Below are 25,312 nucleotides of genomic sequence, written 5' to 3' on the forward strand. Positions count from 1 at the left end.
GTTTCAGGATATCTTGCCATGCCGCGTGACGGACAGACCGCCCCGAATTGCTACGACGCCGAGGCCATTCCCGAGGCCGCCCGGGCCGAAATCGATCGCCTTCTGACAAGCGGGGACCTGTTCCGCTACACCTCGGAAGACGCGCCGGTCGCCAAGCTGGAAGCCGAATTCGCGGAGTTCATGGGCGTCAAATACGCCGTGGCGGTGTCATCCTGCTCGCAAGCCCTCTTCCTGTCGATGAAGGCGCTCGACCTGCCGCGCGGCGCGCGCGTGCTGGTCCCGGCCTTCACCTTCGCTGCCGTCCCTTCCGCCATCGTCCACGCCGATTGCGTCCCGATTCTGGTCGAAGTCGGCTCCAATTTCCGCATCGACCTCGACGATTTCCGCGCGAAATTCGACGACAGCATCGACGCGGTGCTAATCTCTCACATGCGCGGCCACACCTCCGATATGGACGTGATCATGGAACTGGCAGCCGAGAAGGACGTGCCGGTGATCGAGGACGCGGCGCACTCGCTCGGAACGCTCTGGAACGGCAAGAAGATCGGTACCATCGGCAAGATCGGCTGCCTCTCCTTCCAGTCCTACAAGCTGATCAACGCGGGCGAAGGCGGCATCCTGCTGACCGACGATCCGGAGCTCGCCGCCCGCGCGGTCATCATGTCGGGCGCCTATGAGCATAATTGGAAGAAGCATCCCGGCCTGCAGAACAGCTTCCATCACTGGCAGAACAAGCTGCCGCTATACAATTGCCGGATGCAGAACCTCTCCGCCGCCGTCATCCGCCCGCAGATCGCGGAAGTGGAGCGCCGCGTGAACGATGGTCGCGCCAACCACGACTATGTCGCGGAGCGGCTGAACACGAGCGACTGGCTCGACGTGCCGCCGCCCCTCGGCCCCGAAACCCGCGCCCCGGATTCGCTGCAGTTCAACCTCGCGGGCGACTGGTCCGACGGGGAAGCCCGCAAGATGCAATCGGAAGCGAAAGCGCGCGGCGTCAGCGTGCAGGTCTTCGGCCTCAGCCAAGACAATGCGCGCGCCTTCTGGAACTGGCAGTTCCTCGGAGATGTGCCGGAGCTTCCGAAAACCCGAGAGATGCTGATGCGCGCTTGCGATACGCGCTTGCCCGCGAGGCTCAAGCAGCCCGATCTCGATTACATCGCCGATGCGATTCTCGAGGCCGTCAAAGCCGTGAAGGGCTGATCCGGTCTTCTCCTTGATCGAAATATCCCGGGGGCAAGGCCGTCAGGCCGAGGGGGCAGAGCCCCCCTCGCCTTACGCGACCATCACGCGCGGATAATCGATCTTCGGGCACCGGTTCATCACGACTTTCACCCCCTGCCCTCGGGCTTTCTCGGCGGCAGCGTCATGCGACACGCCAAGCTGCATCCAGATCGTCTTGAGATCGGGCAGATGCGCCAGCGCCTCGTCCACGACCTCCGGCACCGCCTCGGAACGGCGGAACACGTCGACCATATCCACCGCGATCTCGTCGGGGATCGCGCCGAGATCGGCATAGACCATCTCGCCCAGCAGCTGTTGCCCCGCGAGCCCAGGATTGACCGGGATCACACGATACCCCTTGGATTGCAGAAACCGCGCCACTTCGTAAGAGGGGCGCTCCGGCTTGTGGGACATGCCGACCACGGCGATGATCTTGGTACTTTCCAGAATGTCGCGAATCTCGTCTTGCATCTGAAACCTCTCCTTTGTCGCAGCCCTCTAAGAAAAATGCGCCCAAGCCTTGAAGGCTGGGCGCAACAGTGGCGGAACGAGGGACAGTGAACTAGAGACGCAGCGGTTCCGAAGCTGCGCCTCAGACATCGAGATAGGAACGCATCCCGCCGCTTTTAAGGTCCACGCCCTCATGATCGCGATTTTGTGACCATTACCGACTTGCGGATGCATAAAGAGACACCGCGGCGGCATTCGACACGTTGAGCGAACCGAATTCGCCCGCAAAGGGGATTCGCACCAGACGGTCGCAGGTCTCGCGGGTCTTCTCGCGCAGGCCCGGTCCCTCGGCGCCCAAAACGAGCGCCACCGGCTCCATTCCCGCCTCGGACAGCCCGTCTTCGAGCGACATCTTCGCCTCGCCCGCAAGCCCGATCAGCCGGAAGCCCATCTGGCGAAGCTCCTCCATCGCGTCGGAGAGGTTCTTCACCCGCAGATAGGGCTGACGCTCGAGCGCGCCGGAGGCGGTTTTCGCGAGTGCGCCGGTCTCGGGCGCGGAATGGCGATGCGGCGCGATCACGGCGGCCGCGCCGAACACCTCGGCCGAGCGCAGGATGGCGCCGACGTTATGCGGATCGGTGACGCGGTCGAGCAGCACCACACGGCGCGCCCCGAAACAGACATCCTTCAGCGCGCCCCAATCGAGCGGCTTCACCTCGAGCGCCGCGCCCTGATGGACGGAGTCGGTCGAGATCGGCACGAACTTGTCGAACTTGCGGACATCGACGATCTCGGGCTCCATGCCCGACGCCCCGATCGCCTCGGCCAGTTTGTCGGCGGCGTTCTTCGAACAGACCAACCGCAGACGCTCGCGCATCGGGTTCTGCAGCGCATCGCGCACCGCATGCAGGCCGAAGAGCCACACGGTCTCGGCGGCCGCAGCGCGTTTGGCGCGTTCCTTATCGATCACCCAGGCTGGCTTTTTCATCGCGGGTCTCCTTTGGCCCCTACCTGCGCGGAATGACCTCGTTTGGCAAGCTCTGATCCGGAGCGCGATTTTTCGGCAAACTCTCTCTTGACGCCCCCCGCCCCCTTTTGTATCTCCCGCCCAGCGTCGGGTGACGTGCTGCAAGGTGCGGCAGCGGACTGTAACTCCGCCGGGGCGACCCACGCCTGGTTCGATTCCAGGGTCACCCACCACTTCCCCTTTCAGGAACTGGTGACACGCGGCTCCCACGGGGGCCGCTGTGTTGAATAACGCCCATTCGTTGCGCCATTTATTGCAGCACCGCCTTGCGGCTGAACCGTGCTTCTTCCGAACTGCCATCGTCATAAATCAGCTTCACCCGCACCTCGGAGACCGAGCCCTGCGGTTGGCTGACATAGACATTGTCGCCCGAGATCGCGTTGGGCTGGGCTGCGCCCTCGTGGCATTTCTCCATCTTGAACGATTTGGTGGGCGGCGCACCGTTGAAACCGTAGCGAATCTCGCTCAGCCCGCAGCGCCACGCCAGAAGATGGGTGAAGTAGACCAGATCCTTGCCACCGTATTCCCGGATCGCGACCCAGGAGTCGCGGGTCATGCCGAGAATCGGGCGCACTTCGGCAGCGGTGGTAAAATTCTGCGCGTTCGCGGGGCCGCTCAATGCGACACCACACAGCGCCAACGCGGCTAACTTGCTTATCCGTATCACCTTTTACCCCTGAACTTTCTCGCTATACTGCGCTCAAATCCTCCGACAGGCGGCAGTATGGCGGCGAACGACCGGACTTCACAACCCTACAACATCTTCTGTGTTGCACAGGCGGGACGGCTGGAATTCGAAGCGATTCTGTTCGTATTGAGTTTCCGCGCCGCCAATCCGGACTTCGCTGGGCGCTTGCTGATCGCCGAGCCGCAACCCGGCCCGCGCTGGTCCGAGGAGACGCGGATCTCCGGTCCGGTCCGGGCGCTGCTCGAAGAGGTCGGCGCCGAGATCGCGCCCTTCGAGTCGAAGGTCTTCGGCCAGACCTACCCCCATGGCAACAAGATCGAGGCGCTCGCCGCCCTGCCCGCGGGGATGCCCTTCGTATTCTTCGACACCGATACGGTTTTTACCGGGCCGCTGTCGCAGGTCGGTTTCGACTTCGACCGTCCATCAGCCTCGATGCGCCGCACCGGCACCTGGCCCGAGCCGCCGCTTTACGGTCCGGGCTATACCGGCATCTGGAAGTCGCTCTACGACAAATTCGGGCTGGACGGGTTCGAGGAGACGCTCGATCTGAGCCAGCCGGACGAATACTGGCGGCGCTACATGTATTTCAACGCAGGCTGGTTCTTCGGTCCCGACCCGGCGGAGTTCGGCGCCCGTTTCCTGCGCTACGCCCGCGACATCCGCGACGAGACGCCGGATGAGCTGGCCTGCCAATCGCTCGATCCGTGGCTCGATCAGGTTGCGCTGCCGCTGGTGATCCATTCCTTCGGCGGCGGGCGCCCGGGACCCGAGCTCGATGGGCTCGACGGCGATGTCAGCTGTCATTACCGCGCGCTGCCGTTGATGTACGCGCGCGAGAGCGACACCGTGATCGACACCGTCGAAGAACTGACGTCCCCGAACAGGGTCAAGAAAGTGCTGAAGGCTTACGAGCCTGCCAAGAAGCTGATTTATCAGGGTAAGGGCCGGAAGCTGCGCGGGATCATCGCGGAGGAAGGCATGCCACGGCACGAGAAGGCGCTGCGTAACCGGATCAAGCGCGCGAAGCTCTGGATGCGCTGAGCCGCGCGGTCCTTCTCTGGCCTCTTATCACCGAAAACGAATGTGTTTGTCGGCCTCTCCCGGTGCCGCTAACGTCTCGGCAAGAAAAGAGGAGCCCCGATATGTCCGACTACGCATTCGACACCCTGCAAATCCACGCCGCAGCCGATCCCGATCCCGCGACGGGCGCGGTTCAGGTGCCGATCTACCAGACCACATCCTACGCCTTCAAAGACGCCGACCACGCGGCGCGCCTGTTCAATCTCGAGGAAGTCGGTTTCATCTATTCGCGCCTGACCAACCCGACGGTGATGAAGCTGGCCGAACGTGTCGCGGCGCTTGAAGGCGCGGCAGGCGGCGTGACCTGTTCCTCGGGTCATGCGGCGCAGATCATGGCGCTCTTCCCGCTGATGGGGCCGGGGCTGAACATCGTGGCCTCGACGCGGCTCTATGGCGGCTCGATCACCCAGTTCAGCCACACGATCAAGCGCTTCGGCTGGTCCTGCACCTTCGTCGATTTCGACGATCTCGACGCGTTGGAAGCGGCTGTGGACGAGAACACCCGCGCGATCTTCTGCGAGTCGATCTCGAATCCGGGCGGCTACATCACCGACCTTCCGGCGGTGGCGAAACTGGCCGACAAGGTCGGCCTGCCGCTGATCGTCGACAACACGCTGGCCACTCCCTACCTGTGCCGCCCGATCGAGCATGGCGCGACCCTCGTCGTCCACTCGCTGACGAAATACATGACCGGCAACGGCACCGTCACCGGCGGCTGTGTCGTCGATAGCGGCAAGTTCGACTGGTCCGCCTCGGGCAAGTTCCCGTCGCTGAGCGAACCCGAGCCCGCCTATCACGGGCTGAAATTCCACGAGGCGCTGGGGCCCATGGCCTTCACCTTCCACTCGATCGCCGTGGGGCTGCGTGATCTCGGCATGACGATGAACCCGCAAGGCGCGCATTACACGCTGATGGGGATCGAGACGCTGAGCCTGCGGATGGACAAGCACAACGCCAACGCCAAAGCGATTGCCGAATGGCTCGAGAAGGACCAGCGCATCGACTACGTCACCTATGCGGGGCTGGAGAGCTCGCCGTGGCATGAGCGTATGAAGACCGTCTCGCCGAAGGGCGCGGGCGGGCTGTTCACCGTCGCGGTCAAAGGCGGATACGACGCCTGCGTGAAGCTGGTGAACAATCTCAAGCTGTTCAGCCATGTCGCCAACCTTGGCGATGCGCGCTCGCTGATCATCCACTCGGCTTCAACCACGCACCGCCAGCTGACCGAAGCGCAGCAGATCGCCGCAGGGGCCGCGCCGAACGTGGTGCGCCTGTCGATCGGGATCGAGAATGCGGACGACCTTATCGCCGATCTCGATCAGGCGCTGAGCGCCGCAACCAGCTGATAACACAGACGGCGCGCCGCAATGTCGGCGCGCCATCCATGACCGCGGATTGCATTTCCGACATTTCTTGCGTCGTTCCCCGCGTCTGCGCCGTTGAAACGGTGGAAAACCGGCAAATGCCCGCTCCGTCCCCGTCGCGGCGCTTTTCAGAAGATCGAATCTCCTTTACCAAGATGTGAACACTTGGACCGGACCGCCCCGAGGCGCGCGCAGCACCCATGAAACCCGATTTTGCATTGATCCTCTCGCATGATGGCATCGCTCTGGTGCACCGCGCGAAAGAGGGCTGGACGCTTCTGGGCGAGGCCGCGCTCGAAGGGGAGGACCCGATGGCCGAGGTCGCGGCCCTGCGCGACAAGGCCCGGGCGCAGGCTCCGCGCGGCTTCACTTCGAAGCTCGTGCTGCCGGATACGCAGATTCTCTATACCGCGATCTACGCGCCCGGTCCCAGCCCGGCGCAGCGCAAGAAACAGATCGAAGCGGCGCTGGAAGGCATGACGCCCTACCCCGTCAGCGAGCTGGTCTATGATTTCTCGGGCCCCGGCCAGACCGTGCAGGTCGCCGTGATCGCACGCGAGACATTGAAGGAAGCCGAGAGTTTCGCGCAGGAGAACGGCTTCAACCCGGTCAGTTTCGTGGCCGCCCCCGAACCCGGCGACTTCCCCGGCGAGCCGCAATTCGGGCTGACCTCGTCGGTCGCGCAGTACATTCCCGAAGGTGCGCATGTCGAGCCCGACAAATTCGCGCTGATCGTGGCTGTCGATCTGTCCGAGGAGGCAAGCGAGACGCCGGCGGAGGCCGTTCCGTCAGAAGCCACGGAGACGGAGGCCACCGAGGTGGAAACCGCCGCTGCGCAGAGCGAGATGGCGGAGCTCTCCGACGACAGCGCAGTCTCGGAAACCGAACTGGCAGAATTGAGCGCGCTGGATCAGCCGGCGAGAGCGGAGGCCACGGCGGAAGAGGCTGATCTCACGCTGCCGGACGAGCCGGGCGAATTCTCCGAGTTGCTCGATGCGACGAGAGCCGAGCCCGACGCGCAGCAAGGCGCGCCGAGCGAGGACACGCCCGCTGCGGCAAGCGCCGCCGCCAAGGCCGCCGAAGCGGTGGCGGCGGGCGAAATCGCACCCGAGGAAACCGAGGCTGCGGATGCGGTCGAATTTGCCGAGGGCGAGCCGGATGGCGCGCTCTCCGACGACGCGGAGGCGGACAGTGCCGAGGAAACCTCGGACGCAGCCCTCGCCGCTGCTGGCCTTGCGGCCGCACCGGCCTTGCCAACCGCCGCGGAGGCCGATGCCAAACCTGAGGAGGTGGCGCACGACGCGGAGAGCGACCAATCCGAGGCTCTCGAAAGCGACGAGGACGACGACGATCTGCCGAAATCCGACGCCAGCGTTATCGCCGCCGCCTTCGCTTCGCGCCGCGACCACGCGGCGACGGTGACCGTGAACGACACGCCACCGCGGCTCGGCGGGGCCACGCGGCTCAGCCCGATGCCCGATCGCAGCAAGATCGCATCGGGCGACGCCAAGATCACCGCGCCTACACTCGATTTCGACGAGCCCGATCCGCGTTTCACGCCGAAAGAACCGCAGAAAACCGGGGCGAAAGCAGGCAAGGCTACAGCCCCCTCGGCGCGCACGGGGATCGGCGGGACGACCGCGCTCGGCGCGAAATCCGCGACCTCGTTGCTGCGCGAGGAGGCGAAGGACGGGCCGGATGCGAGCACCGCCACCCCGGCCCCGATCGTCGAGCGTACGAGCGACAAGACTGTTTTCGGCGGCACCAAGCGGCCGACGACGGGCGGCAAGCCGCGCCATCTCGGGCTGATGCTCACTGGCGCGCTGGTGCTGGTACTGGCGATCATCGCGCTCTGGACCACACTGCTCGACGATCCCGCACCGGTCGATGCGCCGGTGGACGCCATCGCCGAAGCGCCCGCCCCGGCCGCGGGTGACGCGCGAGAGCAGACCGCCCTTGCCCCGGCCACTCCTGACGTGGCGGCCCCCGAGGCAACGCAATCCGACGCTCAGGCTCAGGCCAACCAATCCGCTCCTCAAGACGAGCAAGTCGCGGCGCTCGCCCCGGCTGATGCGCAACCCGCCCCGTCGGAACAAAGCGACGCGGTCACCACGGCCGCGCCCGACACCGCCGCGCCAGCGCAGGATCAGGCGCCCTCGCAGAACGGCGCCGACGCACAGCCCTCTGACACGCAGCCTGCCGATACGGCTGCGGCAGAGCCGCCCGCCGACGCGCAGGCGACCGCTTCGGACATCACGGCGTCCGACACGGGCGACACCGCCCCCGACACCATGCCCAATTCGCAGGCAGAGACTCCGGACGCCACGGCCGACACGCAAACAGACGTTGCGGCAAACGACACGACCGCCAGCGAAACCGCACAAAGCGACGCGACCGAAGCTCCCGCAACCGAGGCGCAGACCGCGTCGCCTGCGACGCCACCCGCAGAGCTTCCGGCCTTCACCGCGACGCCGCTCGCCCCGCCGAGCGCCGATACGCTGCAGAGCGACACGCAGCCCCCAGACACCCCGCCTGTCACGCCGACGGAGGACGGAGTGGAAATGCCGGGCGGCTTCACGCTTTACGCGGGCGCGCCCGCCGTCACTCCGGGCCCCCGCCCCGAAGCCGTCGCGCAGGCCTATGCCGCGACCCAACCGATCACGCCGGAAGGCACGCTCGGCGCGATCCCGTCGCTGTCGGGATTCCGTCCCGCGGACAAGCCCGCCGACCTCACCGGCGCAACCGCAGCGCCAAATGAGACCGATCCCGCCCCGCAGGCTGATCCGAACGATCAAGGCGCGCTCGATCCGGCGCTTCAGCCCAATCCCGAACTCCAGACGACGCGCCCGACGGCTCGCCCCGACGCGGTGACCAAGCTCGCCACAACGCAGGCGCCCGCCTCGGAATCCGCAGCGGTCGCGAACCCTGAACTCGCGGCACTGCGGCCACCGCGCCGTCCGGCATCGATCCAGGAGTCGGTCGCCGCCGCCGTGCAGGCGCAAGATGAAGCCGTCGCCGAGAACGCCGATCCCTTCGCCGGCGCGACCGCTCTGGCGGTGGCGCGCTCCGCCGTCCCGCCGACGAAACCGCGTAACTTCTCGCGTTCCGTCGAGAACGCCCTTGCCGCTGCGATCGCCGCCGAGCCCGCGCAAACCGTCGCCGCCGCCGCCGCCGCGCGCGCCCCGGTCGCCACGCCCGTCCCCGACCCGCGGCCCGCCGATCTCGACGAGCCGGAACCCACTGCCGCGCCGACGCGCCTGCCGACCTCTGCCTCCGTCGCCAGACAAGCGACCGAGAAGAACGTCATCAACCTGCGCAAGATCAACCTGATCGGGCTTTACGGCTCCTCGTCGAACCGCCGCGCCCTTGTGCGGCTCTCGAACGGGCGCTTCGTCAAAGTGGGGGTGGGCGACCGGCTGGATGGCGGGCGGGTGACGCAGATCGGCTCCAATGCGCTGACCTATAAGAAAGGCTCGCGCAGCCTGACGCTGAAGCTGCTGCAAGAGGGCTAAACGCGCGCGGCGTAATCATTCGCGACCTTGAACCCTTGCGCACGGTCTGCGCTGGATTACGCTGGGACGTAGACGCGTCGCGCCCCTCCCCCTCCCGCGCACCGCCCAAGGAAACAAGCCGCCGATGGAAAGCTTTCTCTTTCAAGCCACGTTGTACCTGCTCGCGATGGTGATCGCAGTGCCGCTGGCCACCCGTGCCGGCCTTGGCTCTGTGCTGGGCTACCTGATCGCGGGCATCCTGATCGGCCCGGTCACGGGGCTCTCCGGCGCCGAGATGACCGACCTGCAGCATTTCGCCGAGTTCGGCGTGGTGATGATGCTGTTCCTGATCGGACTGGAGCTGGAGCCGCGTGCGCTATGGGCGATGCGCGACAAGCTGGTAGGGCTCGGCGGGTTGCAGGTGCTCGTCACGATGATCCTCGTCACCGCGATCGTGATGGCGATGGGCGAGGATTTCCGTGTCTCGCTCGCGATCGGGATGACGCTGTCACTGTCCTCGACGGCGATCGTGTTGCAGACTCTCAACGAGAAGCGACTGATGCAGACGGCGGGCGGGCGGTCCTCCTTCGCGGTGCTGCTGACGCAGGATATCGCGGTAATCCCGATGCTGGCGCTGATGCCGCTTCTGGCCCTGCCCGGCGCGCGGGCGGTGGCCAAGGCTGGGCACGGCGATCACGTCGTGGCGCGCGTGATCGACTCGTTGCCCGCCTGGGGCGTCACGGTGATCACGCTGGCCGCGGTCGCCTTCACCGTGCTGATCGGGCATTACCTCGTGCGCCCGCTGTTCCGGTTCGTGCAAGGCGCAAGGCTGCGCGAGGTGAACACGGCGATGGCGCTGCTGATCGTGGTGGGCATCGCGAGCCTGATGAACCTCGTGGGCCTCTCGCCCGCGCTCGGGACTTTCCTCGCCGGGGTCGTGCTGGCCGACAGCGAGTTCAAACACGAGATGGAATCCGATATCGAGCCCTTCAAGGGCCTGCTGATGGGCCTGTTCTTCATCACCGTGGGCGCGGGCATCAATTTCGACGTCATCACCGCGCAGCCCGCGAATATCTTCGCGCTGGTCTTCCTGCTGGTCGCGCTGAAATCGGCGGTGCTTTACGGGCTGTCGGTGCTGTTCAAGATCCGCGGGCCGGACCGTTCGCTGTTCACGCTGAGTCTCGCACAGGCTGGCGAATTCGGCTTCGTGCTGGTCTCCTTCGCGGTCGGCCAACGGATTTTGCCGAATGCCTTGGCCGAGAAGCTTCTGGTGGTGATCGCACTGTCGATGCTCATCACGCCCTTGCTGTTCATCCTGCACGAGCAGATCGGCCTCAGGCTGCGCAAGCCGCCGGGCCCCGACCCGGACGCGATCGACGAGCAGCAGCCGATCATCATCGCAGGCGTGGGCCGTTTCGGGCAGGTGGTGAACCGTCTGGTGACGATGTCCGGCATGCGCACGACCGTTCTGGACGCCGATCTCAAGACGATCCAGCTGATGCGAACCTTCGGCTTCAAGGGCTATTTCGGGGATCCGACGCGCCCCGACCTGCTCGCCGCGGCCGGCATCAATCAGGCGCGGGTGCTGGTCGCAGCGCTCGACGGGCGCGAACAGACCACGAAGCTCGTGGCCTATGCGCGCCGCATCCGGCCCGACCTTCACATTGTCGCCCGCGCGCGCGACCGGACCCATGTGTTCGATCTGTATCGAGCCGGCGCGAATGACATCGTGCGCGAGATGTTCGACAGCTCCCTGCGCGCCGGGCGGTATGTGCTCGAGAACGCGGGACTGTCGGCCTTCGAAGCCTCGGAGCTGGAGAAACTGTTCTTCAAGCTCGACCGGGCCGCCGTGCGCGACCTGGCGCAGGTCTGGAAGCCGGGCGTGCCGGTCGAACAGAACGCCGAGTACATCGCGCGCACGAAGGAGCTCAACGCAGAACTGGAAGCCGCAATGATGGAGCAGTTCCGCCGCCGCGGCGAGCGCGACGAAAGCGATCGCGAGGCCCCGGGCAACGAAAAGACCGGGCCGGAAGCGTAATCGCGGGCAACGGCTCCCCTGCCCTTCGCCCATGAAAAAACGCGAGGCTCGCAAGCCTCGCGTTGGAAAAGTTCCGCGTGTGTCGCGATCAGGCGGCGCGGCCGACCAGAACCTCGTCTACGGTTTTCGCGGCACGCTCTTCGTCGGTGCCCGAAACGGCGGCCACTTCGCGGGTCAGACGCTCGAGCGCGGCTTCATAAAGCTGGCGCTCCGAGTAGGACTGCTCGCGCTGATCGTCGCTGCGGTGCAGGTCGCGCACCACTTCAGCGATCGCGAGCAGGTCGCCCGAATTGATTTTCTGTTCGTATTCCTGCGCACGGCGCGACCACATCGCCCGCTTGACCTTGGCCTTGCCCTTGAGGGTCTCGAGGGCCTTGGTCACCATGTCGGGCGAAGACAGGCTGCGCATCCCGACTTCGGTCGCCTTGTGCGTCGGCACGCGGAGGGTCATCTTGTCCTTCTCGAAGGAGATCACGAAAAGCTCGAGCTTGAGCCCGGCGATTTCCTGTTCTTCGATGGACATGATCTTCCCTACGCCATGCGCCGGGTAGACGACGAAATCGTTGGGGCGGAATTCGGTCTTCTTGGTTTTGGTCATGCGGTTCGTTTCCTTGCAGCCGGTCACGAACCCCGGTATCCAGCGAGCATACGACGCCCACGGGGCTCTCTAGCTCCGCGTTCGTCAGTCAGTCACGAGATCTCTTTTGCGGGCGAGCGGGCGACGCAAAAGGTGGGGTCGAACTCATTTGTGACAGTAATATAGCAAGAATCGCATGAATTTCAAAGCGCGTAACTGTCGCGCATATGTAATATGATGCGTTTTCAACGAGTTACGCAGGGGATTTTGACAAAATGCCGCAGCGTAAACCGCCCCAACTCCCAGAGAATCGGGGAAAATTGGTCAGAATCACCGACCCGTCAGTCGCCTTCGCCAGGCGCCTCGGAGAAATACTTCTCCAGCTTGCCACTCTCGCCGTCGTATTTCTCGGCTTCCGGCATCGGATCTTTCTTCTGGGTGATCACCGGCCAGAGCTCGGAATACTTCCGGTTTAGTTCGACCCAGGATTCCATTCCCGGCTCGGTATCCGGACGGATCGCATCGGCGGGGCATTCGGGCTCGCAGACACCACAATCGATGCATTCGTCGGGATGGATCACCAACGTGTTCTCCCCCTCGTAGAAGCAATCCACCGGGCAGACCTCGACGCAGTCGGTATATTTGCAGTTGATGCAGTTATCGATGACGACGTAGGTCATTGGTGAAACCCCGATTGAACAGCTTCCTGCCCCGTCCTAGCGGGGGATGAACCCTCTTTCAAGAGAGAGGCCCGGCTTTTCGCTGCGGCATTGCGCACAGCCTATCCCTCCGGTTCGAGCAAGGTGTAAAGCGTCTGAGCCTCGACCGCGGGGCCGCGCCGTGTGCCGCATTCCAGTACCCGCAGCACACAGATTCGTGCGTCTTCGCCCTTGCCGAGCCGCAAGGTCAGCACATCGCCCGGGCCGATCGCCCGACCGGGCTTGTCGATGCGCTGACCGTTGACGCGCGCCTTGCCACCCTGCACCAGCTCCTGCGCGAGGCCGCGGGACTTGCAGAACCGCGCCTGCCAGAGCCATTTGTCGATGCGGATGCGCTCGGGCGCGTCAGCCATGGCGGGACGTTACTTCTTGTCCTTGAGGGCAGCCAGAACCGCGAAGGGGTTGTCCGGATCAACCGGCTTGTCCTTCTTCGGCGGACGAGCCTCGAAGTTGCGCGCGCCTTGCGGTTTGCCACCCTTCTTGCCTTTGCCGTCGCGCTTGCCATCATGCGGCTTGCCGCCGCCCTTGCGTTCGCCACGTTCGCCACCGGGCTTGCCACCCTGCCCCTGATCGCGACGCGGCGGACGGTTGCCGCGCGGACGCGGTGCCCAGGTGAAGGTGTAGAAGACCTCGACCTCGTCGCTGGCCACGTCATCGGCTGCCACCATGTCGCCGCCGGCCTCGGCCGCAGCCTCCGCCTCGGGATGGGTCTCGGCAGGCTGCTCGCCGCCGCCGGCCTCGGCTTTCGCCTCGTCGGCCTGCTCGGTCTTGAGGGCCTCGGCACCGGCTTGCTCTTCGGCCTTCTCGAGATCGGCGGCTTTCACCTTCGCGCGCTCGCCTTTCTCGGCCTTGTAGCCCAGACCGCCCATCAGATCGGCGAACTGATCAAGCGTCATGCCGGTAATCGAGAGCATGTCCGGATTGGCTTCGAACCCGCCGCGGCTATCCTGCGTGCGCAGCAGATCGGCGAGACGTTCGAGCATGTCGATGCGGATCGCCCGCGCGCCGGAGGGGCGGTAGCCCGACAGGCGATAGGTCTCGGCATCGAACGCGTCGATATTCGGGATCGTCACGAGGCCCGGAGGCGGGCTTTCGGGGAATTCATCCGCGCCCGACCAGAGCGAGGCCAGCACGAGGCGCAGACGCGTCGGCGCGGGCTTGAGAAGCGCGGGCATGAAGATCGTGTATTGGCCGAAGCGCACGCCGTGCTTGCGCAGAGAACCGCGCGCGTCCTGATCGAGATCCTTCACCTCGGCGGCGACCTGCTCGCGCGGGATGATACCCAGCGATTCCACCATGCGGAACGCGAAGCCACGGGCGAGACCCGTCAGCTCTTCGTCGCGGCTCATCGCCAGAAGCGGCTCGAACAGGGCGGCAACCTTGCGGTCGATGAAATGCTGTAGACGGCGCGTGACCTTCTCGGCCACATCCGCGCCTGCCTCGTCGTCGACGAAAGCCTGCACGGTCGGCTTCAGGACATCGGGCCCCTTCACCAGCTTGCCGACAGCGGTGTCGCCCCACATCAGGCCGCCCTGCTCGGTAAAATCCATCTCCGTATCGGGCGCATTGTAGAAGCGGTCCGCGCGCAGATTGAACTCGGGCGCGAGCGCCTCATACGCCGCGCGGGCAAGCATCTTCGCCTCGTCTGGCGAGCCGGTCTCGTCCTGCTTGAACCGGAATCCTTCCAGACGGCCCGCGAATTCGCCTTCCACCGTCACTTCGCCCTTGTCGTTCACCTCGGCCACGAGGGTCTCCTTCTGCTTGAGCCGGCGCATCAACACAGAGGTGCGCCGGTCCACAAATCTTTGCGTCAGCGCGCCATGAAGCGCGTCCGACAGGCGGTCTTCTACAGCGCGGGTCGCCTCGCGCCAATGGCTTTCATCATCGACCCACCCTTTGCGTTGCGCAACATAGGTCCATGTGCGGATGAAGGCGAGACGACGCGAGAGCGTGTCGATATCGCCGCCCGTCCTGTCGATACGCTCGATCTGGCGCGCGAGCCAGTCCGAGGGCACGCCCTTGCCCGATTGCAGGAACTCGAAGATGCGCGCCAGAAGCGTTGCATGTTCGGCCTCGGAAATCGAACGAAAATCGGGGATTCGGCAGACATCCCAGAGAAGCTGCACGTCCTTTGGACTGGTGACGCGGTCGCGGATCGCCGGATCCTCGGCCAGCACCTTGAGCGCGCGCGCATCGTCGGCCTCGCGTCCCTTGGTCAGCCATTCGCCGCCATCGCGTTCGGCGGGCCGCGCGTCGAGCGATTGGATCAGCCGGTCCACGGTACCGAATTCGAGCCGCGCGTTGCGCCATTGCAGCCTCTGCAGCGGCGCGAAACGGTGGTTCTCGACCGCCTCGATCACCTCGGGCTGCAGCGGCCGCGCCTCGCCGGTCACCCCGAACGTGCCATCGGTGGTGTGGCGCCCGGCGCGACCTGCGATCTGCGCAAGTTCATGCGGGAAAAGCGGACGCATCCGCCGCCCGTCGAATTTCGACGTGGCCGAAAACGCGACATGGTCGATATCGAGGTTGAGCCCCATCCCGATCGCATCGGTGGCGACCAGATAGTCGACGTCGCCATTTTGATACATCGCGACCTGCGCGTTGCGGGTGCGGGGCGAGAGCGCCCCCATCACCACCGCGCAGCCGCCCTTCTGGCGGCGGATCAGTTCCGCGATCGCGTAGGTGTTCTCGACCGAAAACCCCACGATGGCCGAGCGCGGCTTCATCCGGGAGATTTTCTTCGAGCCGGAATAGGTCAGCTCGGAAAACCGCTCGCGCTTGGTGAACTGCACCTTTGGCACCAGCGCCGCGATCGCCCCGCGCATCGTCTCGGAGCCGAGGAACAGCGTCTCGTGCAGCCCGCGCGCATGCAGCAGCCGATCGGTGAAGACATGGCCCCGCTCGGGATCGCCACATAGCTGGATTTCGTCGATGGCAAGGAAATCCGCTCCGATCCCCGTCGGCATCGCCTCGACCGTGCAGACCCAATATTGCGTCCGCTCGGGCACGATACGTTCTTCGCCGGTGACCAGCGCCACGACCGAGGGGCCGCGCTGCGCGACGATCCGGTCATAGACCTCGCGCGCCAAGAGCCGCAGCGGCAGTCCGATGACGCCGGTCCGATGCGCCAGCATCCTCTCGATTGCGTAATGGGTTTTGCCGGTATTGGTCGGCCCCAGAACGGCCGTGATCCGCCCGCCTTGCATCGCAGCTCCGTTCCAGCTCTCAGAGAGCCGTGCCCTGATGCGCCTCGTCGAGGCGCGCAATGGCGTCTTTCACATCCTGTTGATGCGGATTCAAGGCAAAAGACTTCTTATAGGCCTCAAGCGCGCGCTTGTCGTCGCCCATCTCCTCGAGGATCGCCCCCAGACCTGCAAGCGCGCCCCAATGTCGCGGCTCCAGCTTCAGGGTACGCGCGATATCCGCCGCCGACGGGCCATAGAGCCCGGCCATGAAATAGGCAGTCGCCCGCCCGTTCCAGCCAGCGGCGAAATCGGGCGCGTGATCGGTGAGCGCCGTGAAATGCTCGATCGCGGCCTCGGTATCGCCGGCGTCCAGCGCCTCTTCGCCGCGCTTCAGGAGCAGGTCCATCGCCGCGGATCCCGACCGCGACCACGCCCTGCGGATGTCCGCCTCGGCGCGCGACCAGCCCGGATCGTTGGGATCAGCCAACTCTTTGAAATACGGGTCCAGACCTGCGGTTTCGGCGCTGGCGGGGAATGCCGCCATTGTTCCCAGCATCGCCGAAAAGCAAAATGCCGTGACGACACATTTGTATCTGTCAAATCGCTGCCACATAAATCATGACTGTAATGCAATTGCCGGAGAATGCGAGAGCCCGGCCATCAAAATTGGAGGACGCGATGAGCGAGGTTATCGACAAGGCCGTTGAGGCGCTGCGGGCGAAACTGCCCGATGGGTTTTCTTCGACTGCAAAATTCGTGATCGAAGGCGAAGGCTCGATCATTGCCGACGAGAACGGCGTGCGTGAAGGCGACGACGACGCGGAAGTCGTTCTGACCGCCGATCGCGAGACCTTCGAAGGCATGCTCAACGGCGACGTGAACCCGACCGCGGCCTTCATGTCCGGCAAACTTTCTGTCGACGGCTCGATGGGCCTCGCCATGCAGCTGGGTGCGGCTCTGGCCTGATGGAACGCGCCCCGATTTTCGAAGAGATCGCGCGCGGCCCCGAAGGCGGCGCTGCCTATTGGCTGACGGCGGAAGATGGGGTGCGGATACGCTTCGCACATTGGCCAGCACCGCCCCAACCACGCGGCACGGTCTTTCTGGGATGCGGGCGCACCGAATATGTCGAAAAATACGGCCCTGCGGCCGCGGAATTCGCGGCCCGGGGCTATGCCATGCTCGCCATCGACTGGCGCGGGCAAGGCCTGGCCGACCGGCTTTTGCCCGACGCACCCGAGAAGGGCCATGTCGGCGGCTTGCAGGATTACCAGTGGGATCTGCATGCGGTGATCGACGCTGCGGACGAGCTCGGCCTGCCGCAACCCTATTACATCGTGGGCCATTCGATGGGCGGCGCAATCGCGCTGCGCGCGGTGATGCATGAACACCATCGCTTCAGCGCGGTGGCTTTCTCCGCGCCGATGTGGGGGATCGCCACCTCGCCGCTGCTGCACCCGTTCCGCATCGTGCTGGCAAACCTTCTGGGCGACGGCTTCCTCGCGAACAACTATCCGCCCGGCATGAACGGCACCACCTATGTCTACCGCGACAGTTTCGAGGCGAACCGCCTGACCCGCGATCCCGGGATGTGGGCCTGGCTGCTCGAGCAGGCCGCGAAGCGCCCCGAACTGACGTTGGCCGGCCCGACGATCCACTGGGTCGCCGAGAGCCTGCTGGAATGCGAGGCGCTGGCAGCCCTGCCCTCCCCCGACCTGCCCTGCTATTGCGGCCTGGGCGGGGCGGAGAAGATCGTTCACACGCCCTCGGTCCATGACCGGATGGGGCGTTGGCCAAAAGGCACGCTGGACGTGATCCCCGACGCCGAGCACGAATTGATGATGGAAATCCCCGCAACGCGGAAACGCTTCTACGACGGCTGCACCGCGCTGTTCGACGCGGCGGGCGGGCTGGACGCCCGCGACCCGGTCAAAGCTGAATCTGCGTGAAGCTGTCGCGCAGCGCGTTCGACCAGGCTTCCGACATTTCCGCGAAATCATTGTCGCCCGCCTCGATGCGGCGCTGGCTGGAGATCCGGCACTCGTCCTTCTTGATCACCGCCAGATCGAGCGGCATCCCCACCGAGAGGTTCGAGCGCAGCGTCGAATCCATCGAAAGGAGTACCGCCTTCTGCGCATCGATCAGGTTTGTGTCCGGACGGACCACGCGATCGAGGATCGGCTTGCCGTATTTATGCTCGCCGATCTGCAGGAAGGGCGTGTCCTCGGTGGCTTCGATGAAGTTGCCCTCCGGGTAGATCAGGAACATCCGCATCTCACCGCCCGCGCGCTGGCCCGCGACGATCATCGAGGCCGAGGTCGAAACCCGCTCGGCATCCATCCGGCTGGTGATGTCCTTGCGCACGCCCGCCATCGTGTTGCCGATGATCTCGGCCACTTTCAGCATCGTCGGCGCTTCCATGATCGAGCTGTCGCCCGTCGCGTCGCTCGCATCCGCTGCCTCGCGCAACCGCGCCAGCGTCGTTTGCGTGACCGAGAGCGAGCCCGCGGTCATGATCGCGATCACACGTTCGCCCGGCTCTTCGAAGGTGAACATCTTGCGATAGGTCGCGATGTTGTCGAGCCCGCCATTGGTCCGCGTGTCCGACAGCAGCACCATCCCCTCGTTCAGCAAGAGGCCTACGCAATAGGTCATGTTCGTTCCCTGATCCCTGACAAGCGCGCAATCTATTGCTGGACTTGGTCCAAGGCAACTGTGACGTGCAGTCGCTCCTCGCCCGAGCCTTGGGTGATGCCACGGATCGGCGCGGCTTCGCGCGCATCGAGCCCGGAGCCGAGGCGGATATAGCGCTCGTCCGGGCAGCATTTGTTCGCCGGGTCGAAGCCGATCCAGCCGATGCCCGCGATCCATATTTCGGCCCAGGCATGGGCGGCCTCGTGCGGGGTGCCATCATCGGCCGCGAACAGGTAGCCCGAAACATAGCGCGCAGGCAGATCGGCACAGCGGGCTACCGCGACCAGCGCATGGGCATGGTCCTGACAGACCCCCTCGCCCTGCGCCAGCGCCTCGGCGGCTGTGGTGTGCGAATGGGTGGCGCCCGGCTTGTAGGCGATCGCTTCGGAGATCGCGGCACTGAGGCGATGCGCCCGATCGAGATTTTCCGTGGCCCCTGCAACGGCCTCTTCGGCCAGCGCCGCCAGACTGTCGTCGATCCATGTCGCGACGGTCTCGCGCAGGTACGCCATCGGATGCACCAGCTCGCGGTGACCGCGCAGCACGCCCGAGGTATCGAAAGTTTCGACCTGCCCCGTCACGGTGATCGCGACCTCGTCGACCGGTGGGCGGATCGACCAGCCCTCGATACGGTCACCGGCGCCGTCGCGGAACGACCCGCCCCGGAGACCGCCTTCGACCGAGACGTCCCATTCGATGACGCGCTGGCCCTCGAAGCGCGAGGGGAACATGCGCAGCGACTGCACCGCGGCCCCCATCGGCGCGTCGTAATCATAGGTGGTGACATGGTTGACGGTGAGGATCATCGCGCATCTCCCGACAGGTAGGTTTGCTGAACGAGCGCGGTAAGCTGCCCGATCTCGCCGATAAAACGGGTGAGGAACTCGTGCAGGCCTTCCTCGATAATTTCGGCGACTTGAGTCTGGTTCAGCTCGGTCATCAGCGCCTTGGCCCGCATCTGCGGCAGGCCGGTGCCCGGCTCGACCTCGTAGAAGCTTTCGAGATTGTCGAGGTGGTGCATCGCCTTGCGCGTCGCCGATATCAGCGAGCGCGGGCTGGCCGGGTTGAGGATCAGGAAATGCATGATCTTCGACGCCGTCAGCTCGCCGCCATAGGCCCAGTGGAAGGCGCGATAGGATTGCAGCGCGCGCAGCAGCACCTGCCACTGGTAATTGTCGAGGCCAGAGCCCACCATCTCCACCGAGGGCAGGAGCACGAAATATTTCACGTCGATCAGACGCGCGGTGTTGTCGGCCCGCTCCAGCGCATAACCGAGGTTCATGAAGAAGAACCCGTCATTGCGCAGCATCGTGCCGTCCATCGCCCCACGCAGCAGCGCCGATTGCCGGGCCACCCATTCGCACAGCTCTGTAATCTCCCATTCAGAGCGCGGCTGACGCTCGATCTGGCGGATCTCCTGGAACGCGGTGTTGAGCGTATCCCAGACCTGACCTGTGATCGCCGTACGCACGATGCGCGCGTTCTCCCGTGCACGCTCGACGCAGGATATCACCGAGGACGGGTTGTCGCGGTCGAAGAACAGGTAGCTCTCGATGTTGCGCTGCACCGGATCGCCGTATTTCTCGGAGAAGCCATCGGCAGTGCCTGAGGCTTGCAGCAGGCTCTCCCATTCGGAACGGTAGCCATGACCGGTCGACGGCGTCAGCGCGATCCGCGCGCCGACCTCCAGAAGCCGTGCCATCGTCTCTGCGCGCTCCATGTAGCGCGCGACCCAGAACAGGTTTTCAGCGGTTCTACTCAGCATCCGATCACTCCGCCAAAACCCAGGTGTCTTTCACGCCCCCGCCCTGCGACGAGTTCACGACGAGCGACCCTTCAGTCAGCGCGACGCGGGTCAGCCCGCCGGGGACAAGCTCGATCTTCTCGCCGACGAGACAATAGGGCCGCAGATCGACATGGCGCGGAGCCACGCCCTCTTCCACGAAAGTCGGCGTGGTCGACAGCGCGAGCGTCGGCTGGGCGATGTAGTTCTCGGGATTGTCCTCGATCTTGTGGCGAAAATTCTCGATCTGCTCCTTCGTCGATTTCGGCCCGACGAGCATGCCGTAACCGCCGGAACCGTGAACCTCTTTCACCACCAGCTCGTCGAGATGTTCGAGCACGTATTTGCAATCGTCGGCCTTGGCGCATTGCCACGTCGGCACGTTTTCCAGAAGTGGTTCTTCGCCAAGATAGAAGCGCACCATTTCCGGCACGAAGGTGTAGATCGCCTTGTCGTCGGCGACGCCCGCGCCCGGAGCCGAGCAGATCGTCACACCGCCCGAGCGGTAGACATCCATCAAGCCGGGAATGCCCAGCATCGAATCCGGGCGGAAGCAGAGCGGATCGAGGAAAGCGTCGTCGATCCGGCGATAGATCACGTCGAGCTTCTTCGGGCCTTCGGTCGTGCGCATCCAGCAAAAGCCGCCCTCGCAGAAAAGGTCCGGCCCCTCCACCAGCTCGACGCCCATCAGGTCGGCGAGGAAGGAATGCTCGTAATAGGCCGAGTTGAAATGGCCCGGCGTCAGGATCGCGACCGTCGGCTCGCCCTCGCATTTCGCCGGTGCGACCGAGGCCAAGGTGCGGCGCAGCGCGTCCGAATATCCATCCACCGGTTCGATCCGGTTCTCGCGGAACAGCTGCGGGAACATCCGCATCATGATCTCGCGGTTCTCCAGCATATATGAGACGCCCGAGGGCGTGCGGCAGTTGTCCTCGAGCACGTAGAACTGATCCGGCCCCGTGCGCACCAGATCGACGCCGACGATATGGCTGTAGATGCCGCGCGGCGGGATGAAGCCCGAAACCGCGCGCTCGAACGCATCGTTCTGATAGACCAGCCGCGCCGGGATACGCCCCGCCCGCACGATCTCGCCACGCCCGTAGACATCGAGCAGGAAGGCGTTCAGCGCCCGGGTGCGCTGCTTGATTCCGCGCTCCAACTTACGCCATTCAGCCTGCGTGAAGACGCGTGGAAACATGTCGAAGGGAATCAGGCGGTCCGGGTCGCCGCCCTCGCCGTAGACCGCGAAGGTGATCCCGATCCGGCGAAACAGCGCCTCCGCCTCGGCCTGTTTCATTGCGCGCAGCTCGGAGGGCATTTCGCGCATCCAGCCATCGAGCCCGCTATAGGGCTGACGCACTTTGCCGCCGTCGAACATCTCGTTGAAATACTCTGTCATCGCGCCGGATATGCCCCCCTAGTCTTTTATTTAAGTCTAGGCCGTGTGCCTCGCGAGTAAAAGGCGATGCCCAAAGTTAAGCAACGCGGCGCGCCCGGGGATCGCTCATTTCGCGGCATCTGCCGAAAAATTGTGCAACACCCAGCGAGCCCGCGCCCTTGTCACGGCGGCGCCCCTGCCCCTATCTGGAAAACAAACAAACATACATGAGCCAGACATACATGAGGATGCCCATGACGCTGACACACCGCCGCCCCGTCTTCGATGCGAATGCCAATGCAGGGGCGTTCGGCGATCTGCCCGAATGGGATCTCAGCGATCTCTACCCCGCCCCCGACGCGCCGGAACTGAGCAAGGACATGGCGTGGCTGGAAAAAGCCTGCGCCGAGTTCGCCGCCGATTACGAAGGCAAGCTGGCCGATCTCGACGCGGCGGGCATGGCAGACTGCATCAAGCGCTACGAGGAAATCGACGAGAAAGCGGGCCGCGTGATGTCCTATGTCGGCCTGCGCTATTACCAGAACACGACCGACCCGGCACGGGTGAAGCTGCTGTCCGATGCGCAGGACAAGATCACCACCTACACCACGCCGCTCGTCTTCTTCAGCCTTGAGTTCAACCGCATCCCGGACGCGACCTACGAGGCCGTCTTCGCCGATGAGCGCGTCGCCCGCTACAAGCCGGTGTTTGACCGCATGCGCGCGATGAAACCCTACCAGCTCTCCGACGAGCTGGAGAAATTCCTCCACGACCAATCGGTCGTCGGCGCTGCCGCGTGGAACCGCCTCTTCGACGAGACCACCGCGGCGCTGGAATTCGAGGTGCAGGGCGAGAAACTGTCGCTCGAGGCCACCACGACGCTCCTCTCCGACCACAATCGCGAAAAACGCGAAGCGGCGGCGAAGGAGCTGGCGAACGTGTTCGGCGAGAACATCCGCACCTTCTCGCGCATCCACAACACGCTGGCCAAGGAAAAGGAAATCGAGGACCGCTGGCGCAAGATGCCGACGCCGCAGACCGGTCGCCACCTGTCGAACGACGTGGAGCCGGAAGTGGTGCAGGCGCTGCGCGACGCCGTGGTCGCGGCCTACCCGCGTCTGTCGCATCGCTACTACAAGCTGAAGGCGAAATGGCTCGGCCTCGAGAAGCTGCAAATCTGGGACCGCAACGCGCCGCTGCCGACCGAAGCCCCGCGCGACATCATGTGGGACGAGGCGAAGGACACCGTGCTCGACGCCTATTCCGGCTTCGATCCGCGCATGGCCGATATCGCGCAGCCCTTCTTCGAGAAAGGCTGGATCGATGCGGGCGTGAAGCCGGGCAAGGCACCGGGCGCCTTCGCGCATCCGACCGTGACGACCGTCCACCCTTACGTGATGCTCAACTACCTCGGCAAACCGCGCGACGTGATGACGCTGGCGCATGAGCTGGGCCACGGCGTTCACCAGGTGCTGGCCGCGAAACAGGGCGAGATGCTGGCCAACACGCCGCTGACGCTGGCCGAGACGGCCTCCGTCTTCGGCGAGATGCTGACCTTCCGCAAACTCCTCGCTGCGGCGAAGACCCGCGAAGAGCGCAAGACGCTTCTGGCCGGCAAGGTCGAGGACATGATCAACACGGTCGTCCGCCAGATCGCCTTCTATGATTTCGAGTGCAAGCTGCATGCGGCGCGCGCCGAAGGGGAGTTGACGCCCGAGGACATCAACGCGCTATGGATGTCTGTGCAGGGCGAAAGCCTTGGCCCGGCATTCGAGTTCATGGACGGCTACGAGACCTTCTGGTCCTACATCCCGCACTTCGTCCACTCGCCCTTCTACGTCTACGCCTATGCGTTCGGCGACGGGCTGGTGAACGCGCTCTACGCCGCCTACGAGGCCGCGCCCGAGGGCTTCCAGGACAAGTATTTCGCGATGCTGGAAGCGGGCGGCTCGATGCACCACAAAGAACTGCTCGCGCCCTTCGGCCTCGACGCCTCCGACCCGGCTTTCTGGGACAAGGGCCTGTCGATGATCGAAGGCTTCATCGACGAGCTGGAGGCGATGGAGGAGGCCTGAACTTCTCCTTGATTGAAATATCCCGGGGGGCGCGCAAGCGCGGGGGCAGAGCCCCCTCCCCGACCCGCAACAAAAAACGCCGCGCGAGGTTCTCAACGCGCGGCGTTTTCCGTGACCGGCTCCCCACGAGCGCCGTCAACTCCGACCGGAGCCTTTACCCCTTGCAGGCTCTCGCTCAGATCAGCATGTCTTCCACCTCGAACCGGGTCAGCCGCGGTGCGGCGAGCGGGCCGAACTCGCGCAGCCTGTCCATCTGCGGAAACAGCGCGAGGAACAGTTCCGCCATCCGAGGATCGATCGTCCGCTCGAAGCCTTCGCCTGGGTGGAAGCTCTCGACCTCCATGCCGCCAACCTTGAGCGAGCCGTGATGCTCCAGCACCAGGTGATAGGCGGAGACCGGCGAGATCGGCGCGACCTCGATCACGCTCACCCCGTCGACGAAAGCCGCAATCGGCGCATAGGCCGCCTCGATCCCCAGACGCGCGCGCAGCCGCGCGTCGCGCAGGCAAATCCGCGCATGGGGGCCCAACACCAGATCCTGCGACGGACGACCATGCCCGAATGCCTCGGCGGTGACGCGGATCATCCCCGCGGCCTTGTCCTTCGCGGCGGGGAACATCGTCATCGACCCTTTCCAGGTGACGGTCTCAACCCGCTCGTCGGCGGTCAGGACGCGCATCCCGGGCACCACATCCTCAATCGAGACGGGGCCCTCCTCGGTCGCGATCACAGCGCCGCGCGCCAAGGCAGAGAACGCCTCCTCGAACAACGGAATCGCCGGGGCGACGCGGGAGGTTTCCTCGATGAACCCATCTGCCTCCAGCCACCACGCGGCATAACGGCGCGTCATCGCGGAGGCGCGCAGGGCGCGTTTCGGCGCATTCGGGCTCGCACGCAAAGGGCGCGGCAGAGGCGGTTCGGAACTGTCGGGACGGAGCGCGGCCGCTGCCGTCCGGTGGGGTAGATTCATGCGATAGGCCTTTCGGTCTTCTCACGGCTGCATCGGCCCCCACCGGTTGCAGAGAGACGCTCACAACATGGCTAAAACCGGTGACCCCGTCAAATTTTTGATGCGATTGTCTCACGATCCCCGAGCAGTCGAGACCTGCCCTAACGGCAGGTTTCCCGGGCGCGCACAAACCGCCACAGTCTCACCACATTCAAAGCGAATCACCCGCCTCCAGAGGCACTGGAAGCGGGTGATGAAAATGGCCGGGCGTGGCAGCGCCCGGCCAAGTCTCGCATTGCGATCCGCATGACCAATTGCGATCGCGTTGCGAGAAGGGAGATCATTGTGCGGCGCCGACCCTCCGCGGCGCGGCCGCCGCCGTGCGACGCGTCTGTGCGCTGCGCGCATTGCGCGCCCACGGCATCGGCGTGTCGCATTTACTTGCGGAGTCCAGCGCGGTTTTCATCCAGCGGCGGGTCGGTTGTTGCTTGTTCACGTTGTTGTCCCCTCGTCTCAGGATCGTCTTCGATCCGGTTCAGGACTGTTGTGACCGCGCAATGGGGCCAGCATGGGGCGAGAGTGGGAATTTT

The 25,312-nt window shown here is 64.8% G+C and carries 21 protein-coding genes and 1 tRNA gene; 9 read left to right on the forward strand and 13 right to left on the reverse strand.

Going from position 1 to position 25,312, the window contains the following annotated elements; genetic code table 11:
* Nucleotides 1-18: 18 nt before the first annotated feature.
* Complete coding sequence (locus tag B6V76_RS09745; RefSeq protein WP_088727317.1) at nucleotides 19-1,203, forward strand: aminotransferase class I/II-fold pyridoxal phosphate-dependent enzyme; 1,185 nt, start codon at nucleotides 19-21, stop codon at nucleotides 1,201-1,203.
* 72 nt (nucleotides 1,204-1,275) lie between these two features.
* Here the strand turns inward: B6V76_RS09745 and B6V76_RS09750 are convergent, their stop codons facing one another.
* Nucleotides 1,276-1,695, reverse strand: coding sequence for a CoA-binding protein (locus B6V76_RS09750; protein ID WP_088727318.1), 420 nt, complete (start codon nucleotides 1,693-1,695; stop codon nucleotides 1,276-1,278).
* A gap of 193 nt (nucleotides 1,696-1,888) precedes the next feature.
* Nucleotides 1,889-2,662 carry a 23S rRNA (guanosine(2251)-2'-O)-methyltransferase RlmB gene (rlmB, locus tag B6V76_RS09755; RefSeq protein WP_088727319.1) on the reverse strand — a complete coding sequence of 258 codons (774 nt, stop codon included), beginning with the start codon at nucleotides 2,660-2,662 and terminating at the stop codon, nucleotides 1,889-1,891.
* Between the two features lie 128 nt (nucleotides 2,663-2,790).
* Between rlmB and B6V76_RS09760 the strand changes: the two genes are divergently transcribed.
* Nucleotides 2,791-2,874: transfer RNA gene (locus B6V76_RS09760), tRNA-Tyr, on the forward strand.
* Nucleotides 2,875-2,951: 77 nt separating this feature from the next.
* Here the strand turns inward: B6V76_RS09760 and B6V76_RS09765 are convergent.
* On the reverse strand, nucleotides 2,952-3,257 hold the full coding sequence (locus B6V76_RS09765) for a hypothetical protein (RefSeq protein ID WP_233242987.1): 306 nt from the start codon (nucleotides 3,255-3,257) through the stop codon (nucleotides 2,952-2,954).
* Between the two features lie 168 nt (nucleotides 3,258-3,425).
* On the opposite strand from B6V76_RS09765, the gene B6V76_RS09770 reads away from it, so the two are divergent.
* From B6V76_RS09770 to B6V76_RS09785, 4 genes are all read left to right on the forward strand, one after another.
* Entirely contained in the window at nucleotides 3,426-4,430 is a 1,005-nt protein-coding gene (locus B6V76_RS09770) for a hypothetical protein (protein ID WP_088727320.1), read from the forward strand.
* 101 nt (nucleotides 4,431-4,531) lie between these two features.
* Nucleotides 4,532-5,815: an O-acetylhomoserine aminocarboxypropyltransferase/cysteine synthase family protein gene (locus B6V76_RS09775; RefSeq protein WP_088727321.1), complete on the forward strand. Its 1,284-nt coding sequence runs from the start codon at nucleotides 4,532-4,534 to the stop codon at nucleotides 5,813-5,815.
* A gap of 218 nt (nucleotides 5,816-6,033) precedes the next feature.
* Nucleotides 6,034-9,345, forward strand: coding sequence for a hypothetical protein (locus B6V76_RS09780; protein WP_088727322.1), 3,312 nt, complete (start codon nucleotides 6,034-6,036; stop codon nucleotides 9,343-9,345).
* A gap of 124 nt (nucleotides 9,346-9,469) precedes the next feature.
* Nucleotides 9,470-11,362, forward strand: a complete 1,893-nt coding sequence (locus B6V76_RS09785; RefSeq protein ID WP_088719619.1) for a monovalent cation:proton antiporter-2 (CPA2) family protein — start codon at nucleotides 9,470-9,472, stop codon at nucleotides 11,360-11,362.
* Nucleotides 11,363-11,450: 88 nt separating this feature from the next.
* On the opposite strand, the gene B6V76_RS09790 is transcribed toward B6V76_RS09785, so the two are convergent.
* The 5 genes from B6V76_RS09790 to B6V76_RS09810 all read right to left on the reverse strand — a co-directional run bounded on the left by B6V76_RS09790 (nucleotide 11,451) and on the right by B6V76_RS09810 (nucleotide 16,387).
* On the reverse strand, nucleotides 11,451-11,960 hold the full coding sequence (locus B6V76_RS09790; RefSeq protein ID WP_075774088.1) for a CarD family transcriptional regulator: 510 nt from the start codon (nucleotides 11,958-11,960) through the stop codon (nucleotides 11,451-11,453).
* Between the two features lie 320 nt (nucleotides 11,961-12,280).
* Nucleotides 12,281-12,619, reverse strand: coding sequence for a ferredoxin FdxA (gene fdxA, locus B6V76_RS09795; protein ID WP_075774087.1), 339 nt, complete (start codon nucleotides 12,617-12,619; stop codon nucleotides 12,281-12,283).
* Nucleotides 12,620-12,720: 101 nt separating this feature from the next.
* On the reverse strand, nucleotides 12,721-13,011 hold the full coding sequence (locus B6V76_RS09800; RefSeq protein ID WP_075774086.1) for an RNA-binding S4 domain-containing protein: 291 nt from the start codon (nucleotides 13,009-13,011) through the stop codon (nucleotides 12,721-12,723).
* 9 nt (nucleotides 13,012-13,020) lie between these two features.
* The gene (locus tag B6V76_RS09805) at nucleotides 13,021-15,864 is read right to left on the reverse strand and encodes a helicase-related protein (protein ID WP_088727323.1); all 2,844 of its coding nucleotides are present in this window, start codon (nucleotides 15,862-15,864) and stop codon (nucleotides 13,021-13,023) included.
* Nucleotides 15,865-15,883: 19 nt separating this feature from the next.
* Entirely contained in the window at nucleotides 15,884-16,387 is a 504-nt protein-coding gene (locus B6V76_RS09810; protein WP_233242988.1) for a tetratricopeptide repeat protein, read from the reverse strand.
* A 134-nt stretch (nucleotides 16,388-16,521) separates the two neighbouring features.
* On the opposite strand from B6V76_RS09810, the gene B6V76_RS09815 reads away from it, so the two are divergent.
* Both B6V76_RS09815 and B6V76_RS09820 read left to right on the forward strand, forming a co-directional pair.
* A complete protein-coding gene (locus B6V76_RS09815) occupies nucleotides 16,522-16,809 on the forward strand; it encodes an SCP2 sterol-binding domain-containing protein (protein ID WP_075774083.1) in 288 nt (95 codons plus the stop codon).
* The gene (locus B6V76_RS09820; protein ID WP_088727324.1) at nucleotides 16,809-17,792 is read left to right on the forward strand and encodes an alpha/beta hydrolase; all 984 of its coding nucleotides are present in this window, start codon (nucleotides 16,809-16,811) and stop codon (nucleotides 17,790-17,792) included. Before B6V76_RS09815 ends, B6V76_RS09820 begins: the two co-directional genes overlap by 1 nt.
* Here B6V76_RS09820 and B6V76_RS09825 read toward each other — a convergent pair.
* The 4 genes from B6V76_RS09825 to B6V76_RS09840 are packed head-to-tail and all read right to left on the reverse strand — an operon-like array spanning nucleotide 17,773 to nucleotide 21,719.
* Entirely contained in the window at nucleotides 17,773-18,498 is a 726-nt protein-coding gene (locus B6V76_RS09825; RefSeq protein WP_075774081.1) for a peptidase, read from the reverse strand. The two genes, B6V76_RS09820 and B6V76_RS09825, sit on opposite strands and share 20 nt — an antisense overlap.
* Nucleotides 18,499-18,530: 32 nt before the next feature.
* On the reverse strand, nucleotides 18,531-19,343 hold the full coding sequence (locus tag B6V76_RS09830; protein ID WP_075774080.1) for a transglutaminase family protein: 813 nt from the start codon (nucleotides 19,341-19,343) through the stop codon (nucleotides 18,531-18,533).
* Nucleotides 19,340-20,302, reverse strand: coding sequence for an alpha-E domain-containing protein (locus B6V76_RS09835; RefSeq protein ID WP_075774079.1), 963 nt, complete (start codon nucleotides 20,300-20,302; stop codon nucleotides 19,340-19,342). The genes B6V76_RS09830 and B6V76_RS09835 overlap by 4 nt, the downstream gene beginning before the upstream one ends.
* 4 nt (nucleotides 20,303-20,306) lie before the next feature.
* Entirely contained in the window at nucleotides 20,307-21,719 is a 1,413-nt protein-coding gene (locus tag B6V76_RS09840) for a circularly permuted type 2 ATP-grasp protein (RefSeq protein WP_075774078.1), read from the reverse strand.
* A gap of 233 nt (nucleotides 21,720-21,952) precedes the next feature.
* On the opposite strand from B6V76_RS09840, the gene B6V76_RS09845 reads away from it, so the two are divergent.
* Nucleotides 21,953-23,773, forward strand: a complete 1,821-nt coding sequence (locus B6V76_RS09845) for a M3 family oligoendopeptidase (protein ID WP_088727325.1) — start codon at nucleotides 21,953-21,955, stop codon at nucleotides 23,771-23,773.
* A 175-nt stretch (nucleotides 23,774-23,948) separates the two neighbouring features.
* Here the strand turns inward: B6V76_RS09845 and B6V76_RS09850 are convergent, their stop codons facing one another.
* The gene (locus tag B6V76_RS09850) at nucleotides 23,949-24,743 is read right to left on the reverse strand and encodes a Hint domain-containing protein (RefSeq protein ID WP_077701304.1); all 795 of its coding nucleotides are present in this window, start codon (nucleotides 24,741-24,743) and stop codon (nucleotides 23,949-23,951) included.
* Between the last annotated feature and the right edge of the window lie 569 nt (nucleotides 24,744-25,312).

Source organism: Thioclava sp. IC9, assembly GCF_002213225.1.
Lineage (GTDB): Bacteria > Pseudomonadota > Alphaproteobacteria > Rhodobacterales > Rhodobacteraceae > Thioclava > Thioclava nitratireducens.

Excerpts from the sequence above, each read along its gene's own strand:
- B6V76_RS09800 (WP_075774086.1), bottom strand. The coding sequence starts at position 13,011 with ATGGCTGACGCGCCCGAGCGCATCCGCATCGACAAATGGCTCTGGCAG.
- B6V76_RS09790 (WP_075774088.1), bottom strand. The coding sequence starts at position 11,960 with ATGACCAAAACCAAGAAGACCGAATTCCGCCCCAACGATTTCGTCGTC.
- B6V76_RS09745 (WP_088727317.1), top strand. The coding sequence starts at position 19 with ATGCCGCGTGACGGACAGACCGCCCCGAATTGCTACGACGCCGAGGCC.
- B6V76_RS09775 (WP_088727321.1), top strand. The coding sequence starts at position 4,532 with ATGTCCGACTACGCATTCGACACCCTGCAAATCCACGCCGCAGCCGAT.
- B6V76_RS09825 (WP_075774081.1), bottom strand. The coding sequence starts at position 18,498 with ATGACCTATTGCGTAGGCCTCTTGCTGAACGAGGGGATGGTGCTGCTG.
- B6V76_RS09785 (WP_088719619.1), top strand. The coding sequence starts at position 9,470 with ATGGAAAGCTTTCTCTTTCAAGCCACGTTGTACCTGCTCGCGATGGTG.
- B6V76_RS09750 (WP_088727318.1), bottom strand. The coding sequence starts at position 1,695 with ATGCAAGACGAGATTCGCGACATTCTGGAAAGTACCAAGATCATCGCC.
- B6V76_RS09835 (WP_075774079.1), bottom strand. The coding sequence starts at position 20,302 with ATGCTGAGTAGAACCGCTGAAAACCTGTTCTGGGTCGCGCGCTACATG.
- B6V76_RS09830 (WP_075774080.1), bottom strand. The coding sequence starts at position 19,343 with ATGATCCTCACCGTCAACCATGTCACCACCTATGATTACGACGCGCCG.
- B6V76_RS09810 (WP_233242988.1), bottom strand. The coding sequence starts at position 16,387 with ATGGCGGCATTCCCCGCCAGCGCCGAAACCGCAGGTCTGGACCCGTAT.
- B6V76_RS09770 (WP_088727320.1), top strand. The coding sequence starts at position 3,426 with ATGGCGGCGAACGACCGGACTTCACAACCCTACAACATCTTCTGTGTT.
- B6V76_RS09840 (WP_075774078.1), bottom strand. The coding sequence starts at position 21,719 with ATGACAGAGTATTTCAACGAGATGTTCGACGGCGGCAAAGTGCGTCAG.
- B6V76_RS09815 (WP_075774083.1), top strand. The coding sequence starts at position 16,522 with ATGAGCGAGGTTATCGACAAGGCCGTTGAGGCGCTGCGGGCGAAACTG.
- fdxA (WP_075774087.1), bottom strand. The coding sequence starts at position 12,619 with ATGACCTACGTCGTCATCGATAACTGCATCAACTGCAAATATACCGAC.
- B6V76_RS09845 (WP_088727325.1), top strand. The coding sequence starts at position 21,953 with ATGACGCTGACACACCGCCGCCCCGTCTTCGATGCGAATGCCAATGCA.
- B6V76_RS09780 (WP_088727322.1), top strand. The coding sequence starts at position 6,034 with ATGAAACCCGATTTTGCATTGATCCTCTCGCATGATGGCATCGCTCTG.
- rlmB (WP_088727319.1), bottom strand. The coding sequence starts at position 2,662 with ATGAAAAAGCCAGCCTGGGTGATCGATAAGGAACGCGCCAAACGCGCT.
- B6V76_RS09820 (WP_088727324.1), top strand. The coding sequence starts at position 16,809 with ATGGAACGCGCCCCGATTTTCGAAGAGATCGCGCGCGGCCCCGAAGGC.
- B6V76_RS09765 (WP_233242987.1), bottom strand. The coding sequence starts at position 3,257 with ATGACCCGCGACTCCTGGGTCGCGATCCGGGAATACGGTGGCAAGGAT.
- B6V76_RS09850 (WP_077701304.1), bottom strand. The coding sequence starts at position 24,743 with ATGAATCTACCCCACCGGACGGCAGCGGCCGCGCTCCGTCCCGACAGT.
- B6V76_RS09805 (WP_088727323.1), bottom strand. The coding sequence starts at position 15,864 with ATGCAAGGCGGGCGGATCACGGCCGTTCTGGGGCCGACCAATACCGGC.